This is a genomic window from Enterobacter sp. FUJ80071, from assembly GCF_038739915.1.
Taxonomy (GTDB): domain Bacteria; phylum Pseudomonadota; class Gammaproteobacteria; order Enterobacterales; family Enterobacteriaceae; genus Enterobacter; species Enterobacter kobei.
In genome coordinates this window covers 353861-371493 of the sequence record NZ_JBBXKH010000001.1, presented here as the reverse complement: position 1 = coordinate 371493, position 17633 = coordinate 353861, and the positions used below count along the sequence as shown (strand labels likewise).

Annotated in this window: 10 protein-coding genes, 3 tRNA genes and 3 rRNA genes; 8 read left to right on the top strand and 8 right to left on the bottom strand. The window is 52.7% G+C overall.

What is annotated here, in order from left to right; translation table 11 throughout:
* The first annotated feature begins 75 nt into the window (after nucleotides 1–75).
* The 4 genes from cutA (at nucleotide 76) to AAER43_RS01705 (ending at nucleotide 2906) form a co-directional block, all read left to right on the top strand.
* A complete protein-coding gene (gene cutA / locus AAER43_RS01720; protein ID WP_014882197.1) occupies nucleotides 76–399 on the top strand; it encodes a divalent cation tolerance protein CutA in 324 nt (107 codons plus the stop codon).
* Nucleotides 375–2078 carry a protein-disulfide reductase DsbD gene (locus tag AAER43_RS01715; protein ID WP_050861786.1) on the top strand — a complete coding sequence of 568 codons (1704 nt, stop codon included), beginning with the start codon at nucleotides 375–377 and terminating at the stop codon, nucleotides 2076–2078. The genes cutA and AAER43_RS01715 overlap by 25 nt, the downstream gene beginning before the upstream one ends.
* A 49-nt stretch (nucleotides 2079–2127) precedes the next feature.
* The gene (locus tag AAER43_RS01710; protein ID WP_023331831.1) at nucleotides 2128–2703 is read left to right on the top strand and encodes a transcriptional regulator; all 576 of its coding nucleotides are present in this window, start codon (nucleotides 2128–2130) and stop codon (nucleotides 2701–2703) included.
* 127 nt (nucleotides 2704–2830) lie between these two features.
* Nucleotides 2831–2906: transfer RNA gene (locus tag AAER43_RS01705), tRNA-Phe, on the top strand.
* Between the two features lie 213 nt (nucleotides 2907–3119).
* On the opposite strand, the gene rrf is transcribed toward AAER43_RS01705, so the two are convergent.
* The 5 genes from rrf to AAER43_RS01680 form a co-directional block, all read right to left on the bottom strand.
* Nucleotides 3120–3235, bottom strand: a 5S ribosomal RNA gene (gene rrf, locus AAER43_RS01700).
* Between the two features lie 64 nt (nucleotides 3236–3299).
* Nucleotides 3300–6203, bottom strand: a 23S ribosomal RNA gene (locus AAER43_RS01695).
* Nucleotides 6204–6383: 180 nt separating this feature from the next.
* A tRNA-Ala gene (locus AAER43_RS01690) sits at nucleotides 6384–6459 on the bottom strand.
* A gap of 42 nt (nucleotides 6460–6501) precedes the next feature.
* Nucleotides 6502–6578 (bottom strand) — tRNA-Ile (locus AAER43_RS01685).
* A 70-nt stretch (nucleotides 6579–6648) separates the two neighbouring features.
* Nucleotides 6649–8188: ribosomal RNA gene (locus AAER43_RS01680) — 16S ribosomal RNA — on the bottom strand.
* Together the 16S, 23S and 5S rRNA genes with 2 tRNA genes alongside form the textbook arrangement of a ribosomal RNA operon.
* Nucleotides 8189–8683: 495 nt before the next feature.
* Here AAER43_RS01680 and AAER43_RS01675 point away from each other — a divergent pair.
* Entirely contained in the window at nucleotides 8684–9637 is a 954-nt protein-coding gene (locus AAER43_RS01675) for a nickel/cobalt transporter (protein ID WP_048995822.1), read from the top strand.
* Between the two features lie 33 nt (nucleotides 9638–9670).
* Here AAER43_RS01675 and proP read toward each other — a convergent pair whose 3' ends face one another.
* Entirely contained in the window at nucleotides 9671–11173 is a 1503-nt protein-coding gene (gene proP, locus AAER43_RS01670; protein ID WP_014882193.1) for a glycine betaine/L-proline transporter ProP, read from the bottom strand.
* 650 nt (nucleotides 11174–11823) lie between these two features.
* Between proP and kdgT the strand changes: the two genes are divergently transcribed.
* On the top strand, nucleotides 11824–12816 hold the full coding sequence (kdgT, locus tag AAER43_RS01665; RefSeq protein ID WP_014882192.1) for a 2-keto-3-deoxygluconate transporter: 993 nt from the start codon (nucleotides 11824–11826) through the stop codon (nucleotides 12814–12816).
* Nucleotides 12817–12867: 51 nt separating this feature from the next.
* Here kdgT and AAER43_RS01660 read toward each other — a convergent pair whose 3' ends face one another.
* Complete coding sequence (locus AAER43_RS01660; protein WP_050863265.1) at nucleotides 12868–13743, bottom strand: diguanylate cyclase regulator RdcB family protein; 876 nt, start codon at nucleotides 13741–13743, stop codon at nucleotides 12868–12870.
* On the bottom strand, nucleotides 13740–16094 hold the full coding sequence (crfC, locus tag AAER43_RS01655; protein WP_057058048.1) for a clamp-binding protein CrfC: 2355 nt from the start codon (nucleotides 16092–16094) through the stop codon (nucleotides 13740–13742). Before crfC ends, AAER43_RS01660 begins: the two co-directional genes overlap by 4 nt.
* 596 nt (nucleotides 16095–16690) lie before the next feature.
* Between crfC and AAER43_RS01650 the strand changes: the two genes are divergently transcribed.
* Complete coding sequence (locus AAER43_RS01650; RefSeq protein WP_008500067.1) at nucleotides 16691–17026, top strand: zinc ribbon domain-containing protein YjdM; 336 nt, start codon at nucleotides 16691–16693, stop codon at nucleotides 17024–17026.
* Nucleotides 17027–17149: 123 nt separating this feature from the next.
* Nucleotides 17150–17587, top strand: a complete 438-nt coding sequence (gene yjdN, locus AAER43_RS01645) for a VOC family metalloprotein YjdN (protein WP_014882189.1) — start codon at nucleotides 17150–17152, stop codon at nucleotides 17585–17587.
* Nucleotides 17588–17633 lie beyond the last annotated feature (46 nt).

Below are 17633 nucleotides of genomic sequence, written 5' to 3'. Positions count from 1 at the left end.
ACTGTGGCCCGATTCATTAATGACCAATCGTCTTGCGTGATATAGTGAAGACTTTCGTGATGAGGAGGTCGACTTGTGAACACGCCTGATGCCGTTGTCGTACTGTGTACCGCCCCTGATGAAGCCTCTGCCCAGGATCTCGCCGCCAAAGTGCTGGCCGAAAAATGGGCAGCCTGCGTAACGCTTCTCCCCGGCGCAACCTCCCTTTATTACTGGGAAGGCAAACTGGAGCAGGAGTACGAAGTCCAGATGTTGCTAAAAACCAACCGGGCGAACCAGCAGGCGCTCCTCGACTGCCTCAAGTCTCATCATCCTTACCAAACTCCAGAGCTGCTGGTGCTGCCAGTGCTCCATGGCGATAACGACTATCTCACATGGCTCAACGCTTCCTTACGCTGATCCTGCTGCTGTGCAGCACATCAGTTTTTGCCGGGTTGTTTGACGCACCCGGCCGTTCAAACTTTATTCCTGCCGACCAGGCGTTTGTTTTCGATTTTCAGCAGAACCAGCACGATCTCAATCTGACCTGGCAGGTGAAAGAGGGTTACTACCTTTACCGCAAACAGGTCAGCATCACGTCCGCAAAGGCTAACGTCGGCGCATTGCAGATGCCCGCGGGCGAGTGGCACGAGGACGAGTTCTACGGTAAGAGTGAAATCTATCGTCAGCGCTTAAACGTCCCCGTCACGGTGAATCAGGCGGATAAAGGCGCCACGCTGACGGTGACGTATCAGGGCTGTGCCGACGCGGGCTTCTGCTATCCTCCTGAAACGAAGGTCGTTCCGCTTACTGAAGTTAAAGCGGCTGCCTCCCCTCTTCCCTCAGGGGAGAGGGCCAGGGTGAAGGGAGAAGGCGAAGCCACTTCAGATCTTCCCTTCTCAGCGTTTTGGGCGCTACTGATTGGTATTGGCATTGCCTTTACGCCGTGTGTACTGCCCATGTACCCGCTGATCTCCGGGATTGTGCTAGGCGGTAAGCAACGGCTTTCCACCGCCCGGGCGCTGCTGCTGGCTTTTATTTATGTCCAGGGCATGGCATTAACCTACACGGCGCTCGGCCTCGTGGTCGCCGCCGCTGGATTGCAATTCCAGGCAGCGCTTCAGCATCCTTACGTGCTTATTGGTCTGTCAGTTGTCTTTATTCTTTTGGCGCTGTCGATGTTTGGCCTGTTCACTCTGCAACTGCCCTCTTCGCTGCAAACCCGCTTAACGCTGATGAGTAATCGTCAGCAGGGAGGATCTGCAGGCGGCGTGTTCGCAATGGGTGCAATTGCTGGGCTAATCTGTTCACCCTGCACCACTGCGCCGCTCAGCGCCATCCTGCTGTACATCGCCCAGAGCGGCAATATGTGGCTCGGTGGCGGAACGCTGTATCTTTATGCGCTGGGGATGGGTCTGCCGCTCATTCTTGTGACGGTCTTTGGTAATCGTCTGCTGCCGAAAAGCGGACCGTGGATGGAGACGGTGAAAACCGCGTTTGGTTTTGTCATTCTGGCGCTACCGGTGTTCCTGCTGGAGCGCATCATCGGAGACGAGTGGGGAAGGCGTCTGTGGGCGATGCTTGGCGTCGCATTCTTCTCCTGGGCATTTATCGTCAGCCTGGGGGCGAAAAAGCCATGGATGCGCCTTGTGCAAATCCTGCTGCTGGCGGCTGCACTGGTCAGCGTGCGTCCGCTGCAGGACTGGGCATTTGGCGCGCCGGTGGGTCAGACGCAGGCGCATCTGGACTTCACCCGCATTAACAATGTCGATGAGCTCAATAGCGCCCTGGCTCAGGCAAAAGGTAAACCGGTGATGCTCGATCTCTATGCTGACTGGTGTGTTGCCTGCAAAGAGTTTGAAAAATACACCTTTAGCGATCCTCAGGTACAAAGCGCCCTGAAAGAGACGGTGTTGCTCCAGGCAAACGTCACGGCCAACAATGAGCAGGATAAGACTCTGCTTAAGCACCTTAACGTACTCGGGCTGCCAACCATTTTATTCTTCAATGAACAAGGGGAAGAGCAGCCAGAACAGCGTGTAACCGGGTTTATGGATTCAACGGCATTCAGCGCGCATTTGCGCAATCGCCAACCGTAAACAACACTTTAGACGGGACATACCGTTGGGAATAGCGGAGGAGATAACCGTGCAACGTGAAGACGTACTGGGACAAGCCCTGCAATTACTTGAGATTCAAGGGATCGCCAGCACCACGCTTGAGATGGTAGCCGACCGTATCGATTACCCTCTGGATGAGTTAACGCGCTTCTGGCCGGATAAAGAGGCCCTGCTTTATGATGCGCTGCGCTACCTTAGCCAGCAGGTGGATATCTGGCGCAGACAGTTAATGCTTAATGAAGAACTGACGGCTGAGCAAAAGCTGCTGGCTCGCTACACCGCCCTGACTGAATGTGTCAGTAACAATCGTTATCCGGGCTGCCTGTTTATTGCCGCCTGTACATTTTATCCCGATCCCGGGCATCCAATACATCAGCTGGCGGATCAGCAAAAGCGTGCGGCGCATGACTTCACTCACGAGCTACTGACAACGCTTGAAGTGGATGACCCGGCAATGGTCGCTAAGCAGATGGAGCTGATACTGGAGGGTTGTCTGAGCCGCATGCTGGTGAATCGTAGCCAGGCCGATGTGGATACGGCGCACCGCCTGGCGGAAGATATTCTTCGCTTTGCTCAGTGTCGTATGGGCGGGGCGTTGACGTAAGCGAATCAGCGAAATTTGGTCTTTTCGGCGCGCAAACCGCCAGATTGCCGTAAAGTTAAGCAATTGAACAGCTTTCCCCGAAATAATGTTGACGATAAGGCGCGATTGCGGTTTAATGCGCTCCGTTGCCCGGATAGCTCAGTCGGTAGAGCAGGGGATTGAAAATCCCCGTGTCCTTGGTTCGATTCCGAGTCCGGGCACCACTATTTAAAGAACCCAGCCTATGGCTGGGTTTTTGTTTTTCTGCGCTTATAAATCCCTTCTTTTATATTCTTGCTTCTCTTTCCGGTGAGATCGTGCAATCTGCTTTGCCGGATGGCGGCTTTGCCTTATCCGGCCTACGGGAAAGTTTCAAGGAGAGGAAAACCAAAAGCAAAAAACCCCGTACCTTACGGTACGGGGTTCTTCTATTTGATGCCTGGCAGTTCCCTACTCTCACATGGGGAGACCCCACACTACCATCGGCGCTACGGCGTTTCACTTCTGAGTTCGGCATGGGGTCAGGTGGGACCACCGCGCTAAAGCCGCCAGGCAAATTCTGTTATCTGTATCAGGCTGAAAATCGTCTCTCACCGCCAAAACAGCTTCGGCGTTGTAAGGTTAAGCCTCACGGTTCATTAGTATCGGTTAGCTCAACGCATCGCTGCGCTTACACACCCGACCTATCAACGTCGTCGTCTTCAACGTTCCTTCAGGAGACTTAAAGTCTCAGGGAGAACTCATCTCGGGGCAAGTTTCGTGCTTAGATGCTTTCAGCACTTATCTCTTCCGCATTTAGCTACCGGGCAGTGCCATTGGCATGACAACCCGAACACCAGTGATGCGTCCACTCCGGTCCTCTCGTACTAGGAGCAGCCCCCCTCAATTCTCCAGCGCCCACGGCAGATAGGGACCGAACTGTCTCACGACGTTCTAAACCCAGCTCGCGTACCACTTTAAATGGCGAACAGCCATACCCTTGGGACCTACTTCAGCCCCAGGATGTGATGAGCCGACATCGAGGTGCCAAACACCGCCGTCGATATGAACTCTTGGGCGGTATCAGCCTGTTATCCCCGGAGTACCTTTTATCCGTTGAGCGATGGCCCTTCCATTCAGAACCACCGGATCACTATGACCTGCTTTCGCACCTGCTCGAGCCGTCACTCTCGCAGTCAAGCTAGCTTATGCCATTGCACTAACCTCCTGATGTCCGACCAGGATTAGCTAACCTTCGTGCTCCTCCGTTACTCTTTGGGAGGAGACCGCCCCAGTCAAACTACCCACCAGACACTGTCCGCAACCCGGATTACGGGTCTACGTTAGAACACCAGCCATTAAAGGGTGGTATTTCAAGGTCGGCTCCACGCAGACTGGCGTCCACGCTTCAAAGCCTCCCACCTATCCTACACATCAAGGACCAGTGTTCAGTGTCAAGCTATAGTAAAGGTTCACGGGGTCTTTCCGTCTTGCCGCGGGTACACTGCATCTTCACAGCGAGTTCAATTTCACTGAGTCTCGGGTGGAGACAGCCTGGCCATCATTACGCCATTCGTGCAGGTCGGAACTTACCCGACAAGGAATTTCGCTACCTTAGGACCGTTATAGTTACGGCCGCCGTTTACCGGGGCTTCGATCAAGAGCTTCGCGTTACCGCTAACCCCATCAATTAACCTTCCGGCACCGGGCAGGCGTCACACCGTATACGTCCACTTTCGTGTTTGCACAGTGCTGTGTTTTTAATAAACAGTTGCAGCCAGCTGGTATCTTCGACTGATTTCAGCTCCACCCGCAGGGGCTTCACCTACATATCAGCGTGCCTTCTCCCGAAGTTACGGCACCATTTTGCCTAGTTCCTTCACCCGAGTTCTCTCAAGCGCCTTGGTATTCTCTACCTGACCACCTGTGTCGGTTTGGGGTACGATTTCGTGTTACCTGATGCTTAGAGGCTTTTCCTGGAAGCAGGGCATTTGTTACTTCAGCACCGTAGTGCCTCGTCATCACACCTCAGCGTTAAAAGGTACCGGATTTACCTGGAACCTCCGCCTACATGCTTAAACCGGGACAACCGTCGCCCGGCTAACATAGCCTTCTCCGTCCCCCCTTCGCAGTAACACCAAGTACAGGAATATTAACCTGTTTCCCATCGACTACGCCTTTCGGCCTCGCCTTAGGGGTCGACTCACCCTGCCCCGATTAACGTTGGACAGGAACCCTTGGTCTTCCGGCGAGCGGGCTTTTCACCCGCTTTATCGTTACTTATGTCAGCATTCGCACTTCTGATACCTCCAGCAACCCTCACAGGCCACCTTCAACGGCTTACAGAACGCTCCCCTACCCAACAACACATAGTGTCGCTGCCGCAGCTTCGGTGCATGGTTTAGCCCCGTTACATCTTCCGCGCAGGCCGACTCGACCAGTGAGCTATTACGCTTTCTTTAAATGATGGCTGCTTCTAAGCCAACATCCTGGCTGTCTGTGCCTTCCCACATCGTTTCCCACTTAACCATGACTTTGGGACCTTAGCTGGCGGTCTGGGTTGTTTCCCTCTTCACGACGGACGTTAGCACCCGCCGTGTGTCTCCCGTGATAACATTCTTCGGTATTCGTAGTTTGCATCGGGTTGGTAAGCCGGGATGGCCCCCTAGCCGAAACAGTGCTCTACCCCCGAAGATGAGTTCACGAGGCGCTACCTAAATAGCTTTCGGGGAGAACCAGCTATCTCCCGGTTTGATTGGCCTTTCACCCCCAGCCACAGGTCATCCGCTAATTTTTCAACATTAGTCGGTTCGGTCCTCCAGTTAGTGTTACCCAACCTTCAACCTGCCCATGGCTAGATCACCGGGTTTCGGGTCTATACCCTGCAACTTAACGCCCAGTTAAGACTCGGTTTCCCTTCGGCTCCCCTATTCGGTTAACCTTGCTACAGAATATAAGTCGCTGACCCATTATACAAAAGGTACGCAGTCACCCCATAAAGAGGCTCCCACTGCTTGTACGTACACGGTTTCAGGTTCTTTTTCACTCCCCTCGCCGGGGTTCTTTTCGCCTTTCCCTCACGGTACTGGTTCACTATCGGTCAGTCAGGAGTATTTAGCCTTGGAGGATGGTCCCCCCATATTCAGACAGGATACCACGTGTCCCGCCCTACTCTTCGAGTTCACAACCTGTGCATTTTCGTGTACGGGACTATCACCCTGTACCGTCGGACTTTCCAGACCGTTCCACTAACACACAAGCTGATTCAGACTCCGGGCTGCTCCCCGTTCGCTCGCCGCTACTGGGGGAATCTCGGTTGATTTCTTTTCCTCGGGGTACTTAGATGTTTCAGTTCCCCCGGTTCGCCTCGTTAACCTATGTATTCAGTTAACGATAGTGTGTCGGAACACACTGGGTTTCCCCATTCGGACATCGCCGGGTCAAAGGTTCATATCACCTCGCCGGCGCTTTTCGCAGATTAGCACGTCCTTCATCGCCTCTGACTGCCAGGGCATCCACCGTGTACGCTTAGTCGCTTAACCTCACAACCCGAAGATGTTTCTTTCGATTCATCATCGGTTTGCAAAAATTTGAGAGACTCGAACACACATTAACTGTGTGTCGTTTCAATTTTCAGCTTGATCCAGATTTTTAAAGAGCAAAACTTCGCAGTGCACCTTTTCAGGTTCACTCTGAAGTTTTCTTGTGTTCGCAGTAAAAGATGGTGGAGCTATGCGGGATCGAACCGCAGACCTCCTGCGTGCAAAGCAGGCGCTCTCCCAGCTGAGCTATAGCCCCATCGTTTGTAATCTCTGTACCGCTCATCCTTTAAAAGGAGTTTGGTAGGCCTGAGTGGACTTGAACCACCGACCTCACCCTTATCAGGGGTGCGCTCTAACCACCTGAGCTACAAGCCTGCAGAGATTTTTACTGCTGTTTTTTCATCAGACAATCTGTGTGAGCACTGCAAAGGCAGGTTCTTTAAGGTAAGGAGGTGATCCAACCGCAGGTTCCCCTACGGTTACCTTGTTACGACTTCACCCCAGTCATGAATCACAAAGTGGTAAGCGCCCTCCCGAAGGTTAAGCTACCTACTTCTTTTGCAACCCACTCCCATGGTGTGACGGGCGGTGTGTACAAGGCCCGGGAACGTATTCACCGTAGCATTCTGATCTACGATTACTAGCGATTCCGACTTCATGGAGTCGAGTTGCAGACTCCAATCCGGACTACGACGCACTTTATGAGGTCCGCTTGCTCTCGCGAGGTCGCTTCTCTTTGTATGCGCCATTGTAGCACGTGTGTAGCCCTACTCGTAAGGGCCATGATGACTTGACGTCATCCCCACCTTCCTCCAGTTTATCACTGGCAGTCTCCTTTGAGTTCCCGGCCTAACCGCTGGCAACAAAGGATAAGGGTTGCGCTCGTTGCGGGACTTAACCCAACATTTCACAACACGAGCTGACGACAGCCATGCAGCACCTGTCTCAGAGTTCCCGAAGGCACCAAAGCATCTCTGCTAAGTTCTCTGGATGTCAAGAGTAGGTAAGGTTCTTCGCGTTGCATCGAATTAAACCACATGCTCCACCGCTTGTGCGGGCCCCCGTCAATTCATTTGAGTTTTAACCTTGCGGCCGTACTCCCCAGGCGGTCGACTTAACGCGTTAGCTCCGGAAGCCACGCCTCAAGGGCACAACCTCCAAGTCGACATCGTTTACGGCGTGGACTACCAGGGTATCTAATCCTGTTTGCTCCCCACGCTTTCGCACCTGAGCGTCAGTCTTTGTCCAGGGGGCCGCCTTCGCCACCGGTATTCCTCCAGATCTCTACGCATTTCACCGCTACACCTGGAATTCTACCCCCCTCTACAAGACTCTAGCCTGCCAGTTTCGAATGCAGTTCCCAGGTTGAGCCCGGGGATTTCACATCCGACTTGACAGACCGCCTGCGTGCGCTTTACGCCCAGTAATTCCGATTAACGCTTGCACCCTCCGTATTACCGCGGCTGCTGGCACGGAGTTAGCCGGTGCTTCTTCTGCGGGTAACGTCAATTGCTGCGGTTATTAACCACAACACCTTCCTCCCCGCTGAAAGTACTTTACAACCCGAAGGCCTTCTTCATACACGCGGCATGGCTGCATCAGGCTTGCGCCCATTGTGCAATATTCCCCACTGCTGCCTCCCGTAGGAGTCTGGACCGTGTCTCAGTTCCAGTGTGGCTGGTCATCCTCTCAGACCAGCTAGGGATCGTCGCCTAGGTGAGCCGTTACCCCACCTACTAGCTAATCCCATCTGGGCACATCTGATGGCAAGAGGCCCGAAGGTCCCCCTCTTTGGTCTTGCGACGTTATGCGGTATTAGCTACCGTTTCCAGTAGTTATCCCCCTCCATCAGGCAGTTTCCCAGACATTACTCACCCGTCCGCCACTCGTCACCCGAGAGCAAGCTCTCTGTGCTACCGTTCGACTTGCATGTGTTAGGCCTGCCGCCAGCGTTCAATCTGAGCCATGATCAAACTCTTCAATTTAAGTTTGATGCTCGTGAATTAAACTTCGTAATGAATTACGTATGTTCACTCAGAGACTTGGTATTCATTTTTCGTCTTGCGACGTTAAGAATCCATGTCACTTTGAGTGCCCACACAGATTGTCTGATAAATTGTTAAAGAGCAGTGCAACGCGGCTTTCGCTCACCGTTGCGAGGTGGCGTATATTACGCTTTCCTCTTTCAGAGTCAACCCGTTATTTCAGGATTTTTTCTCTTCAACCGACCGGGTTGTCTGTGAAGTGATTCACATCTGCCGTGTCGATGGAGGCGCATTATAGGGAGTTCTCCGCAGGCCGCAACCGCTAAATGACAGAAAAATGACTGACTGCTGCATTCCACAGCAAAACCCCGCCTTATACCCTTTTACACACAGACTTATCCACAGCATCATCAGGATCCCGATGCGATCCTGCGAACTGAAAAGGAAGATCAACTATACTAGCGGCAAATATTCTTCCTGGCAGAGCACTCCCTCATGAACACACAACGCCTCGCCCGCGACTGGCGTCTCCCTACCGCAGGGGTGATGCTGCTGGCTATTCTGTTTGCCAGTTTTACCCTGCATACGCACTGGAGCGCCTTTATCCAGTGGTGTTTTGCCACTCAAATTACCCTGCACCGTTATCTGGTGATGTATCTGCTGCAGCTGAATAACCACCAGTACAGCGGCGGACTATGGCTCTTAACAGGAGCCTTCCTTTATGGCGTGCTGCACGCCATCGGGCCGGGGCACGGGAAATTCATTGTGACGACCTATCTGACCACTAATAAGGAAAGCGAGCGGGCTGCCCGGGTCGTTCCTTTCCTTGGCAGCCTGATGCAGGGCGTGAGCGCCATTCTGTTTGTCTTTATTCTGGCGGTGGGGTTTAACCTCGCCTCAGGGGATATCAGTACCAGCCGCTGGTATGTAGAGAAGATAAGCGCAGTGCTGATTGGTGTATTCGGCGCGTTCGTCATTTATCAGGCATTAAAGAGCCTGCGTCCGCGCAGAATGACGATCTCAGCCATCAGTCCCCTCCATCAGCACAATGAACACTGTGGCTGCGGCCATCACGGCGTGGGTGCGGACCTGACGCAGGGAGACTGGAAAACTCGCCTGGGGGTGATTCTGGCGATTGGCGCACGCCCGTGCAGTGGGGCAATCATGATTCTGATGTTTTCAAATGCGCTGGGCATTGTCACCTGGGGGATGGCTGCCGTCATGACAATGTCCCTGGGAACGGCACTCTCGATTATGGGGCTCTCGCTGGCGGTACGTTATGCCCGTGAACGCACGGTGGCCTGCTTCGGGGGAAATAGCACGTTAAGATGGCTGGTGCCAGCCGTCAAAATAGCCGGCGGGATAGTTCTGATCCTGTTCGCGACCGTTCTCTTCCTGACGGTCATCCCCATCAGCGCCAATGGCGACTACATCGCTGCCGGATGCTAATAAAAGAAAACCCGCCGTTGGCGGGTTTCTTTATTACTCGTTGATGCGTGGATGCTGATCCACCAGTCGGGAGCGTTTTTTCTGCAGTTCTTCAATCTCTGCGTCAATGTCTTCAATCTTCTGCTCTACATTATCGTAGTGCTCACGCAGGATCTCTTTCGCTTCCTGAATATCCGATGCCGCAGGCGTCGCCCCTTTCAGTGGACGGTTCGCCGTCTCCTTCATCGTAATACCGGTAATCAAGCCAATCACCGCGATCACCATCAGGTAATAAGCAGGCATCATCAGATTCTGCGTGCTTTCCACCAGCGAGGCGGCAAGCGTCGGGGTCAGGCCGGCAATCAGCACCGAGATGTTAAAGGCTGCCGCCAGCGCACTGTAACGAATATGCGTCGGGAACATCGCAGGCAACGTTGAGGCCATCACCCCGATGAAGCAGTTCAGGATCACCGCCAGCATCAGCAGACCCGCAAAAATCAACCCCAGCACGTTACTGTTGATCAGAATAAAGGCCGGGATTGCCAGGGCAAACAGCGCCACGCTTCCCAGAATAATGAACGGTCGACGGCCAAAGCGGTCACTCAGCAGACCCATAATCGGCTGCACGAACAGCATACCCACCATGATGGCGATAATAATCAGCACACCGTGATCTTCCGAGTAATGCAGGTTATGCGACAGATAACTCGGCATGTAGGTCAGCAGCATGTAGTAGGTCACGTTGGTCGAAATCACCAGACCAATACAGGTCAGCAGGCTGCGCCAGTGCTTAGTGGCAATCTCTTTGAACGACACCTTCGGACCATCCTGCAGCCCTTCACGGTCACCCTGCTCCAGTTTCTCAACGTGCTGCTGGAACGCCGGTGTCTCTTCCAGCGCATGACGCAGATACAGACCGATGATCCCCAGCGGCAGCGCGAGGAAGAATGGGATACGCCAGCCCCAGTCGAGGAAGTTCTCTTCACCGACGACGGTTGAAATCAGCACTACGACACCCGCACCCATCACGAATCCGGCAATCGAGCCGAAGTCCAGCCAGCTCCCCATAAAACCGCGCTTACGGTCCGGGGAATACTCCGCGACGAAGATCGAGGCACCGGTATATTCCCCACCGACGGAGAAACCCTGCGCCATCTTACAGAGCAGCAGCAGAATCGGTGCCCAGATGCCGATCGTGGCATAGGACGGAATCAGGCCGATACAGAAGGTACTTATCGACATGATGACAATGGTGATGGCAAGGATCTTCTGGCGACCGTATTTATCACCGAGCATACCGAAGAACAGACCACCCAGCGGGCGAATAAGGAAAGGAACGGAGAACGTCCCCAGTGCGGCAATCATCTGCAGGCTGGGATCAGCCCCTGGGAAAAACACTTTACCTAACGCGTAGGCCACAAAGCCATAGACACCAAAATCGAACCATTCCATCGCATTACCGAGCGAGGCTGCGGTGATGGCCTTACGCAATTTTGCGTCGTCAATAATAGTGACGTCGCGAAGCGTGATGGGTTTAATCTTTTTCCTTCTCAGCATAGCTATCCTCGTTGACTCGGCCCTGTCTGTTTCACAATCCAGTGTGTGTGCTGTGAACCTTGGGATCCGCTCCATGCGAATCGCCTTATTCAAGCGTAGCAGGTTTACTTACATTGACGTTTATCGTCGATACAACCGAACCTGTTGACGCCTGCCAGGGCAGTTAATGACCTTTTTACCCTACCAGCGTTTATATTTGTGATCAACTTCACACATATATTTATGCTGCGTAAAGTGAAGACAGTCTTTGTCAATTTCCGCAAATAAGCACTTTCTCAACCCGTCCCAAAGAAACATTTTCATGTTGTCCCATTTTCTTTTTATCACGACATAAAAAGCCGCTTTTTTACAAGAGATTTACATAAACCCCATCCAACCAGAACGCGGCGTAAAGTTTACAATCAATATGTGACACAGATAACTAAAACACTGTTTTATTTTCATTGAATCATTATTCCAGTGATCGCATGATAATTCCCGAAACATAGCGATGAGTGTTTTCTGACAAGAGAAAACTAGAGCGCTTACTGAATTTTGTTGCGGGGTTATCCAATACAAGCCATCAAGAAAACCCTTCATCATTTTGAATTTATTGATTTTTTATTCGCGCCCGCCGCTCGCTATGAGGGGTAACATTGTGAGGGTTGTATATGAAGATTAAAGCCACGATAGAACGTATTCCTGGTGGTATGATGCTGGTCCCCCTGGTACTCGGTGCTATTCTGAATACCTTAGCGCCTGAAACCGGGGCTTATTTTGGCGGTTTCACAAAAGGGATGATTACAGGCACCGTCCCCATCCTGGCAGTCTGGTTCTTTTGTATCGGTGCATCCATTAATTTACGTGCAACAGGCACCGTATTACGCAAATCCGGCACGCTGGTCATAACCAAAATAGCGGTGGCCTGGGTTGTCGCCATGATATGCGCGATGTTCATTCCAGAGAATGGAATTCAGACCGGTTTCTTCGCGGGTTTATCGGTCCTGGCAATTGTCTCGGCGATGGATATGACTAACGGCGGGTTGTATGCCAGCCTGATGAACCAGTACGGAACGAAAGAAGAATCCGGGGCATTTGTCCTGATGTCTCTGGAGTCCGGCCCGCTCATGACGATGCTGATCCTGGGTTCTGCTGGCCTGGCCTCTTTTGAGCCTCACCACTTTGTTGGCGCGATCCTGCCCTTCCTGATCGGTTTCGCCCTCGGGAATCTGGATCACGATCTGCGCGATTTCTTCAGCAAAGCCACACCCGTACTCATCCCGTTCTTTGGTTTTGCGCTGGGCAACACCATCAACCTGAACGTGATCCTTGATACGGGCCTGCTGGGTATTGTGCTGGGGGTTGCGGTCATCATCATCACCGGTATTCCGTTGATTATTGCCGACCGCGTGATTGGCGGCGGAAACGGCACGGCGGGTGTCGCCGCCTCTTCAGCCGCAGGTGCTGCGGTCGCAAACCCGGTGATTATTGCTCAGATTAACCCGGCCTTCGAACCGGTAGCCGCTTCTGCAACGGCACTGGTGGCTGCCAGCGTGATTGTTACCGCGATTCTGGTGCCGATCATCACGGCACTGTACGCGAAACGCTACGGAAACGTGCAAGAGAAAGATGTAGAAAGGAAGGCAGCAGAGCTTCAACATTAACAAACTGCACCAAACCATCCCCTCACCCCTCTGAGGAGAGGGGTGAGGGGTTCAACCAAAAATCTCCTCCACCATCGCCTCCACCAGACGTTTTGCCGAACACAGCCTCGGCATCCCCAGCGCAACGGTCTGCCAGTTTTGCGTAACTGACCAACTCACCGGGTGTTTATCCGCCTGACACCAGTCACCCAGCCAGCCCAGCATGTCTTTATGATCGATTAAACCCGCCGAAGCGGGTGTGGTCAGCCACTGATGATAGAAATGGCGCGTCGCAGGAGACGCATTGATACCCTGAGCAAGATAATTGGCAGCCATACTGCGTAAATTATCCTTGAGCATGGCCGACACATCGTCCTTCGCCAGACGGCAAGCATCGCCGAAGGCCCCCCAGCGCAACTCTTCCAGGACAATGAAACAACGCCCGGCCAGCGACCAGCCATCATAATGACCGGCTCGCCAGCGAGTGAAAATTTGCTCGCTGTGCTCACCCGCCTGGACGGTCAGTCCACGCTGAGTTAGCGCCTTTTCTTTATAAACGGCACGTTGGGTAAAATGCGATGAGAGCTCAGCGTACTGTTCAAGCAGGCCCGGAGAGGGCTGAGCCCTTAAGTGAGCCTGCTGACGAAGTGTATTCAATTTATCCGCCATCAGCGTCAGCGCAAGATGGCCAAGGTCAAGCATCCCGGCGAGTTTTTCAGCCAGACCGAGGCGCAGGGCAGCATTCTCATTCAGCATTCCGGCCATCGCCCAGGGTCGTAACCGGGTGTGCGTCATGATCTCCTGAGTCAAGCGCTCACGAAACTGCAGCTGCTGCGGCCCCAAATGAGGATGACGCGCAACGTCCACGCCCTGCACAAGATCGACCATAAATTTAGGATGAATACACTCCAGCGTCCGCCCGGGACCGTCCAGTAGCTGTGTTGTCATGGTTGCTCTGCCGCGAATAGAGTTTGAATATCATCGCGTAACAGTCGGGTATCTTCCTGTATCCACGTCGCAGTAGTGATACTTTGCTTCAACAGCTGGCTGAGCGCTCGGGTCGAATGCTCATTTTGTTGACGCACTGCGAGGCTATCACGCAAGCTTTCCTGTAACCCGGTCAGGTATAACGAAAATTCTGCAAAGAACGTCGCCATTCCTGCCGTAACAGAGACATCGACCTGGGCGGACAAAGCTTTACGTATATGTTCACAAAACTGATCAATATGTTGCTTAAATTTGTCATGTAGCTGCGCAATGTCGATAACATAGCACGTGCGGGTCGCCACATATTCATCCCAGCCCCAGCCCGGATTATTCAGCCAGCGAGAGACGGTCTCACGCATGCTGCCCGCGCCCGATGGCTGTCCTGCAGGGCGGTTGTCCTGCGCGATGGCATCGTTAAACAGCGCCTGCGTATTGACGTTAAGCTGGTTAGCCTGAAAAGCCGGGAAGCTAATCCGCGCCCGAAAGCCGGCATGGCTCAGATGCTCTTTAATACGCGTTTCGATGGGACGCATTGCGTCATTCAGGGAACGCGCCAGCGTAGACTCCAGCTGATCGAAGCGTAACGCCAGCTCCCGGCAGATCTTTGTCTGCGCATCCAGCATGATAAGCTCGCAGGAGGAGCGGATTTTACTCAGGGCAATCTGTGCCTGCCCCTCGTCATCCAGTACCAGCTGCTGTAGTTCTTGCGGTTCGTCACCGCGAGGATTCAACCGATCGTTACCGGCTAAATCAAGGATATTGCGAGCGCTAAACACGTGACCAATCGCCTGGTGAAGCGCTGTTTTTTGGGCCCCCATAAAGTCCGCAGTGGCATTCAGCGCCTGCTCAACTTCATGTTTCACCTCATCGCTCACCACCCGCTGGCGCGTCTGCATCATCGCCATGTCCTCTTCAAGACGCGTAATATTCAGTTCCAGCGCGTCAAAGGCGACCGTCAGCCCCTGATAGCGGAAGTCGAGATATTCCCGGGCATTTTGTGCGTAGTTGAGCAACTTATGGGACGCCGAGCGCAACGCAAATAACGAGGCATTAGCATAGGCGGCGTAAATCAGTTTGCGTATCGGTTGTTCAAACAGCGAATCTTCCCAGAGCAAATCGGCGGCGTGACGGATATGGCCAATATCATCCAGGTCCGCCGTACGCCAGCGGCGACCGAGGGCGGCTTCGGCAAAATCCTGCACCCAGGGTTGCTCCTGATGATCCGGCAGTTGTCCGTGGGTATTCATCTCGTAGCGAGCGCGGTTCGCCAGATACGCCCACATGGAGGAGACAGGGTAGATCTGGCCAGGCGAAATATTGCCTTTCATTAAGGTGCCGGAGATCATCGCCCGGACCTGCTCTTCATCATCGCTATTGCGATCTTTCTGGTCGAATTTATTCACCAGGGCATACAGAGGCACGGATTTCCCCGCCACCGAAATAGCCTGACGGACCTCTTCATCAGATATAGATTTAAGCTGGGTATAATCCATTACCGCCAGCACCGCCGATGCGCGGGCTAACTGCTCACTCAGCATTTTTTGCAGATGCGGCTGTCCGGCCTCATTAGGCCCAGGGGTATCGAGCAGCGTCAGTTGCCCGAGGTGGGCATCCAGACCCGCAAGATGCACGAACTCCACTTCAATGACCGGAATGTGTTCAATGGCCGCGTATTCTGAAAACGGAAACGCCACGCCCAGCGCCTGAGAGAGTCTGACCAGGTCATTGAGGCTTTTCAGGCAATGAAATATTGGCTGCGCTCCAAGATGATGCTTTTCAAAGGCTTCACCTTTTTCAATGCGTTCCAGCAGCGTATTCATGTCTTTATCAATTTCCAGATGCTGGGCCAGCTTCCCGCGATCGTAATCGCAGAGTTGTTTCTGCAGCAGCTGGATCAAATCATCAATAGGCGAGACATGTGAGAAATGGAGTACCGGCTCTTTCTGGCCTGGCGTATGACGAATCAGGGTAGGAAGCGCCGTCATTGGGCGATTGCGATTAGGCAACACTTCGGTCCCCACAATGGCATTAATGGTGGTCGATTTCCCCGCTTTCATGGTACCAACGATAGCCAGAACCATTTCCAGACGTGTTATTTTGCGTAATTCATTATTCAGCATTGCCTGCTGCGCTTCGACACCCCGCGCACTAAAATGCAAAGGCAGAACGTTGTTCTTTTCACCCGTAATAGCGGCCGTCGTGTTCTCCAGCATCGCTGTCGGCATTGACTTCAAGGTATCAAGATTTTGCAGGGCAAGCTGTAACAAACGCTCAGCTTCCTGGCTTAATTCAAAAATGGTCTGTGTGTGCATGATAAAAGCCTTTCCTTAACGCAAATTTATTACTTTTATTAAGCCACTGGTATTAATTATGATGTTCAGGCTTATATGATCACGTGTGGAAAACATGTTCACCGGAATATAACTGATTGAAGATAATCAGAAATAAATGGCTATCCTTGCATGGCGTGTAAAGCTCTCCTCAAGGCCTGACAGCCAAAAGATAAAAAGCGTAGCCCTTTTTAAGAAACTTCAGGATATATCATCATTATTTATCCACCTAAAAAGAACGGGTTATGCCACAACCATACGAAATGCATGGCAGCAAAGACCAAAGATAAATAACAATGTGTTGCTTCACCTTATCCGAAATGAAGGTGCGTAGCAATTTGCCACAATAAAATATTCGATATATTTAGCGACTTCTCTTTCCACCGTGTTAATGACGTTAGCATCGCTTAACTGACTGACAGGAAGTGTCACTCCCGACACATTTTTTGCTTTTTTTTAAATTCAGAATATCACCGACAAACGTGTGGATTTGCGCTATACTTGCCGCCTTTTTCGGCACACTGCCGTCATTTAGCTGGCATTTTCCAGCGTGTTAACACTTTTTTGAGGATACCGATATGTCTCTCCCACACTGCCCGAAATGCAATTCTGAATACACCTATGAAGATAATGGCATGTTCATCTGCCCGGAATGTGCGCATGAATGGAATGATGCCGAACCGGCACAGGATGCAGATGCCCTGATCGTAAAAGATGCGAACGGTAACCTGCTGGCGGATGGCGACAGCGTCACCGTGGTTAAAGATCTTAAAGTCAAAGGCAGCTCTTCCATGCTGAAGATCGGTACCAAAGTGAAGAACATCCGTCTGGTTGAAGGCGATCATAATATCGACTGCAAAATTGACGGCTTCGGTCCGATGAAACTGAAATCTGAGTTCGTGAAAAAGAACTGATTTTTCTCCTGTAGGCCCGATAACCGAAGCGCCGCCGGGCGCTTTTGCCGGATGCGCTACGCTTATCCGGCCTACAAAAAAAGAACTACACTTAATGGGCTTTTCTTACGTGAGGTAAAGAATATGCCGTTAAGTCCCTACATCTCCTTCGCCGGCAACTGTGCAGAGGCAACCGCCTTTTATCAGCAGGCCGTCGGCGCTGAACTCCTCTATAAAATCACTTTCGGTGAAATGCCCAAAAGCGACAGCAGTGAAGAAGGCTGTCCGTCCGGCATGCAGTTTCCTGATTCCGCTATCGCCCACTCTAACGTCCGCATTGCGGGCAGCGACATCATGATGAGCGACGGGCAGCCGCCGGGCAGCAACGCGCAGTACGCCGGGTTCACGCTGGTGCTCGACACGCAGGATGTGTCAGAAGGCAAGCGCTGGTTCGACAACCTCGCCGCTGGCGGCAATATCGACATGGCGTGGCAGGAGACCTTCTGGGCGCACGGTTTCGGTAAAGTCACCGATAAATACGGCGTACCGTGGATGATTAACGTCGTTAAGCAGCAGCACTAATTTTCTGGCGGTGGGCGGTCCGCCTCCGCCTGTCATCAAACTCCCC

Coding starts and splice junctions, on each gene's coding strand:
- AAER43_RS01715 (WP_050861786.1), top strand. CDS start 375: ATGGCTCAACGCTTCCTTACGCTGATCCTGCTGCTGTGCAGCACATCA.
- AAER43_RS01675 (WP_048995822.1), top strand. CDS start 8,684: ATGAACACACAACGCCTCGCCCGCGACTGGCGTCTCCCTACCGCAGGG.
- proP (WP_014882193.1), bottom strand. CDS start 11,173: ATGCTGAGAAGGAAAAAGATTAAACCCATCACGCTTCGCGACGTCACT.
- kdgT (WP_014882192.1), top strand. CDS start 11,824: ATGAAGATTAAAGCCACGATAGAACGTATTCCTGGTGGTATGATGCTG.
- AAER43_RS01660 (WP_050863265.1), bottom strand. CDS start 13,743: ATGACAACACAGCTACTGGACGGTCCCGGGCGGACGCTGGAGTGTATT.
- crfC (WP_057058048.1), bottom strand. CDS start 16,094: ATGCACACACAGACCATTTTTGAATTAAGCCAGGAAGCTGAGCGTTTG.
- AAER43_RS01650 (WP_008500067.1), top strand. CDS start 16,691: ATGTCTCTCCCACACTGCCCGAAATGCAATTCTGAATACACCTATGAA.
- yjdN (WP_014882189.1), top strand. CDS start 17,150: ATGCCGTTAAGTCCCTACATCTCCTTCGCCGGCAACTGTGCAGAGGCA.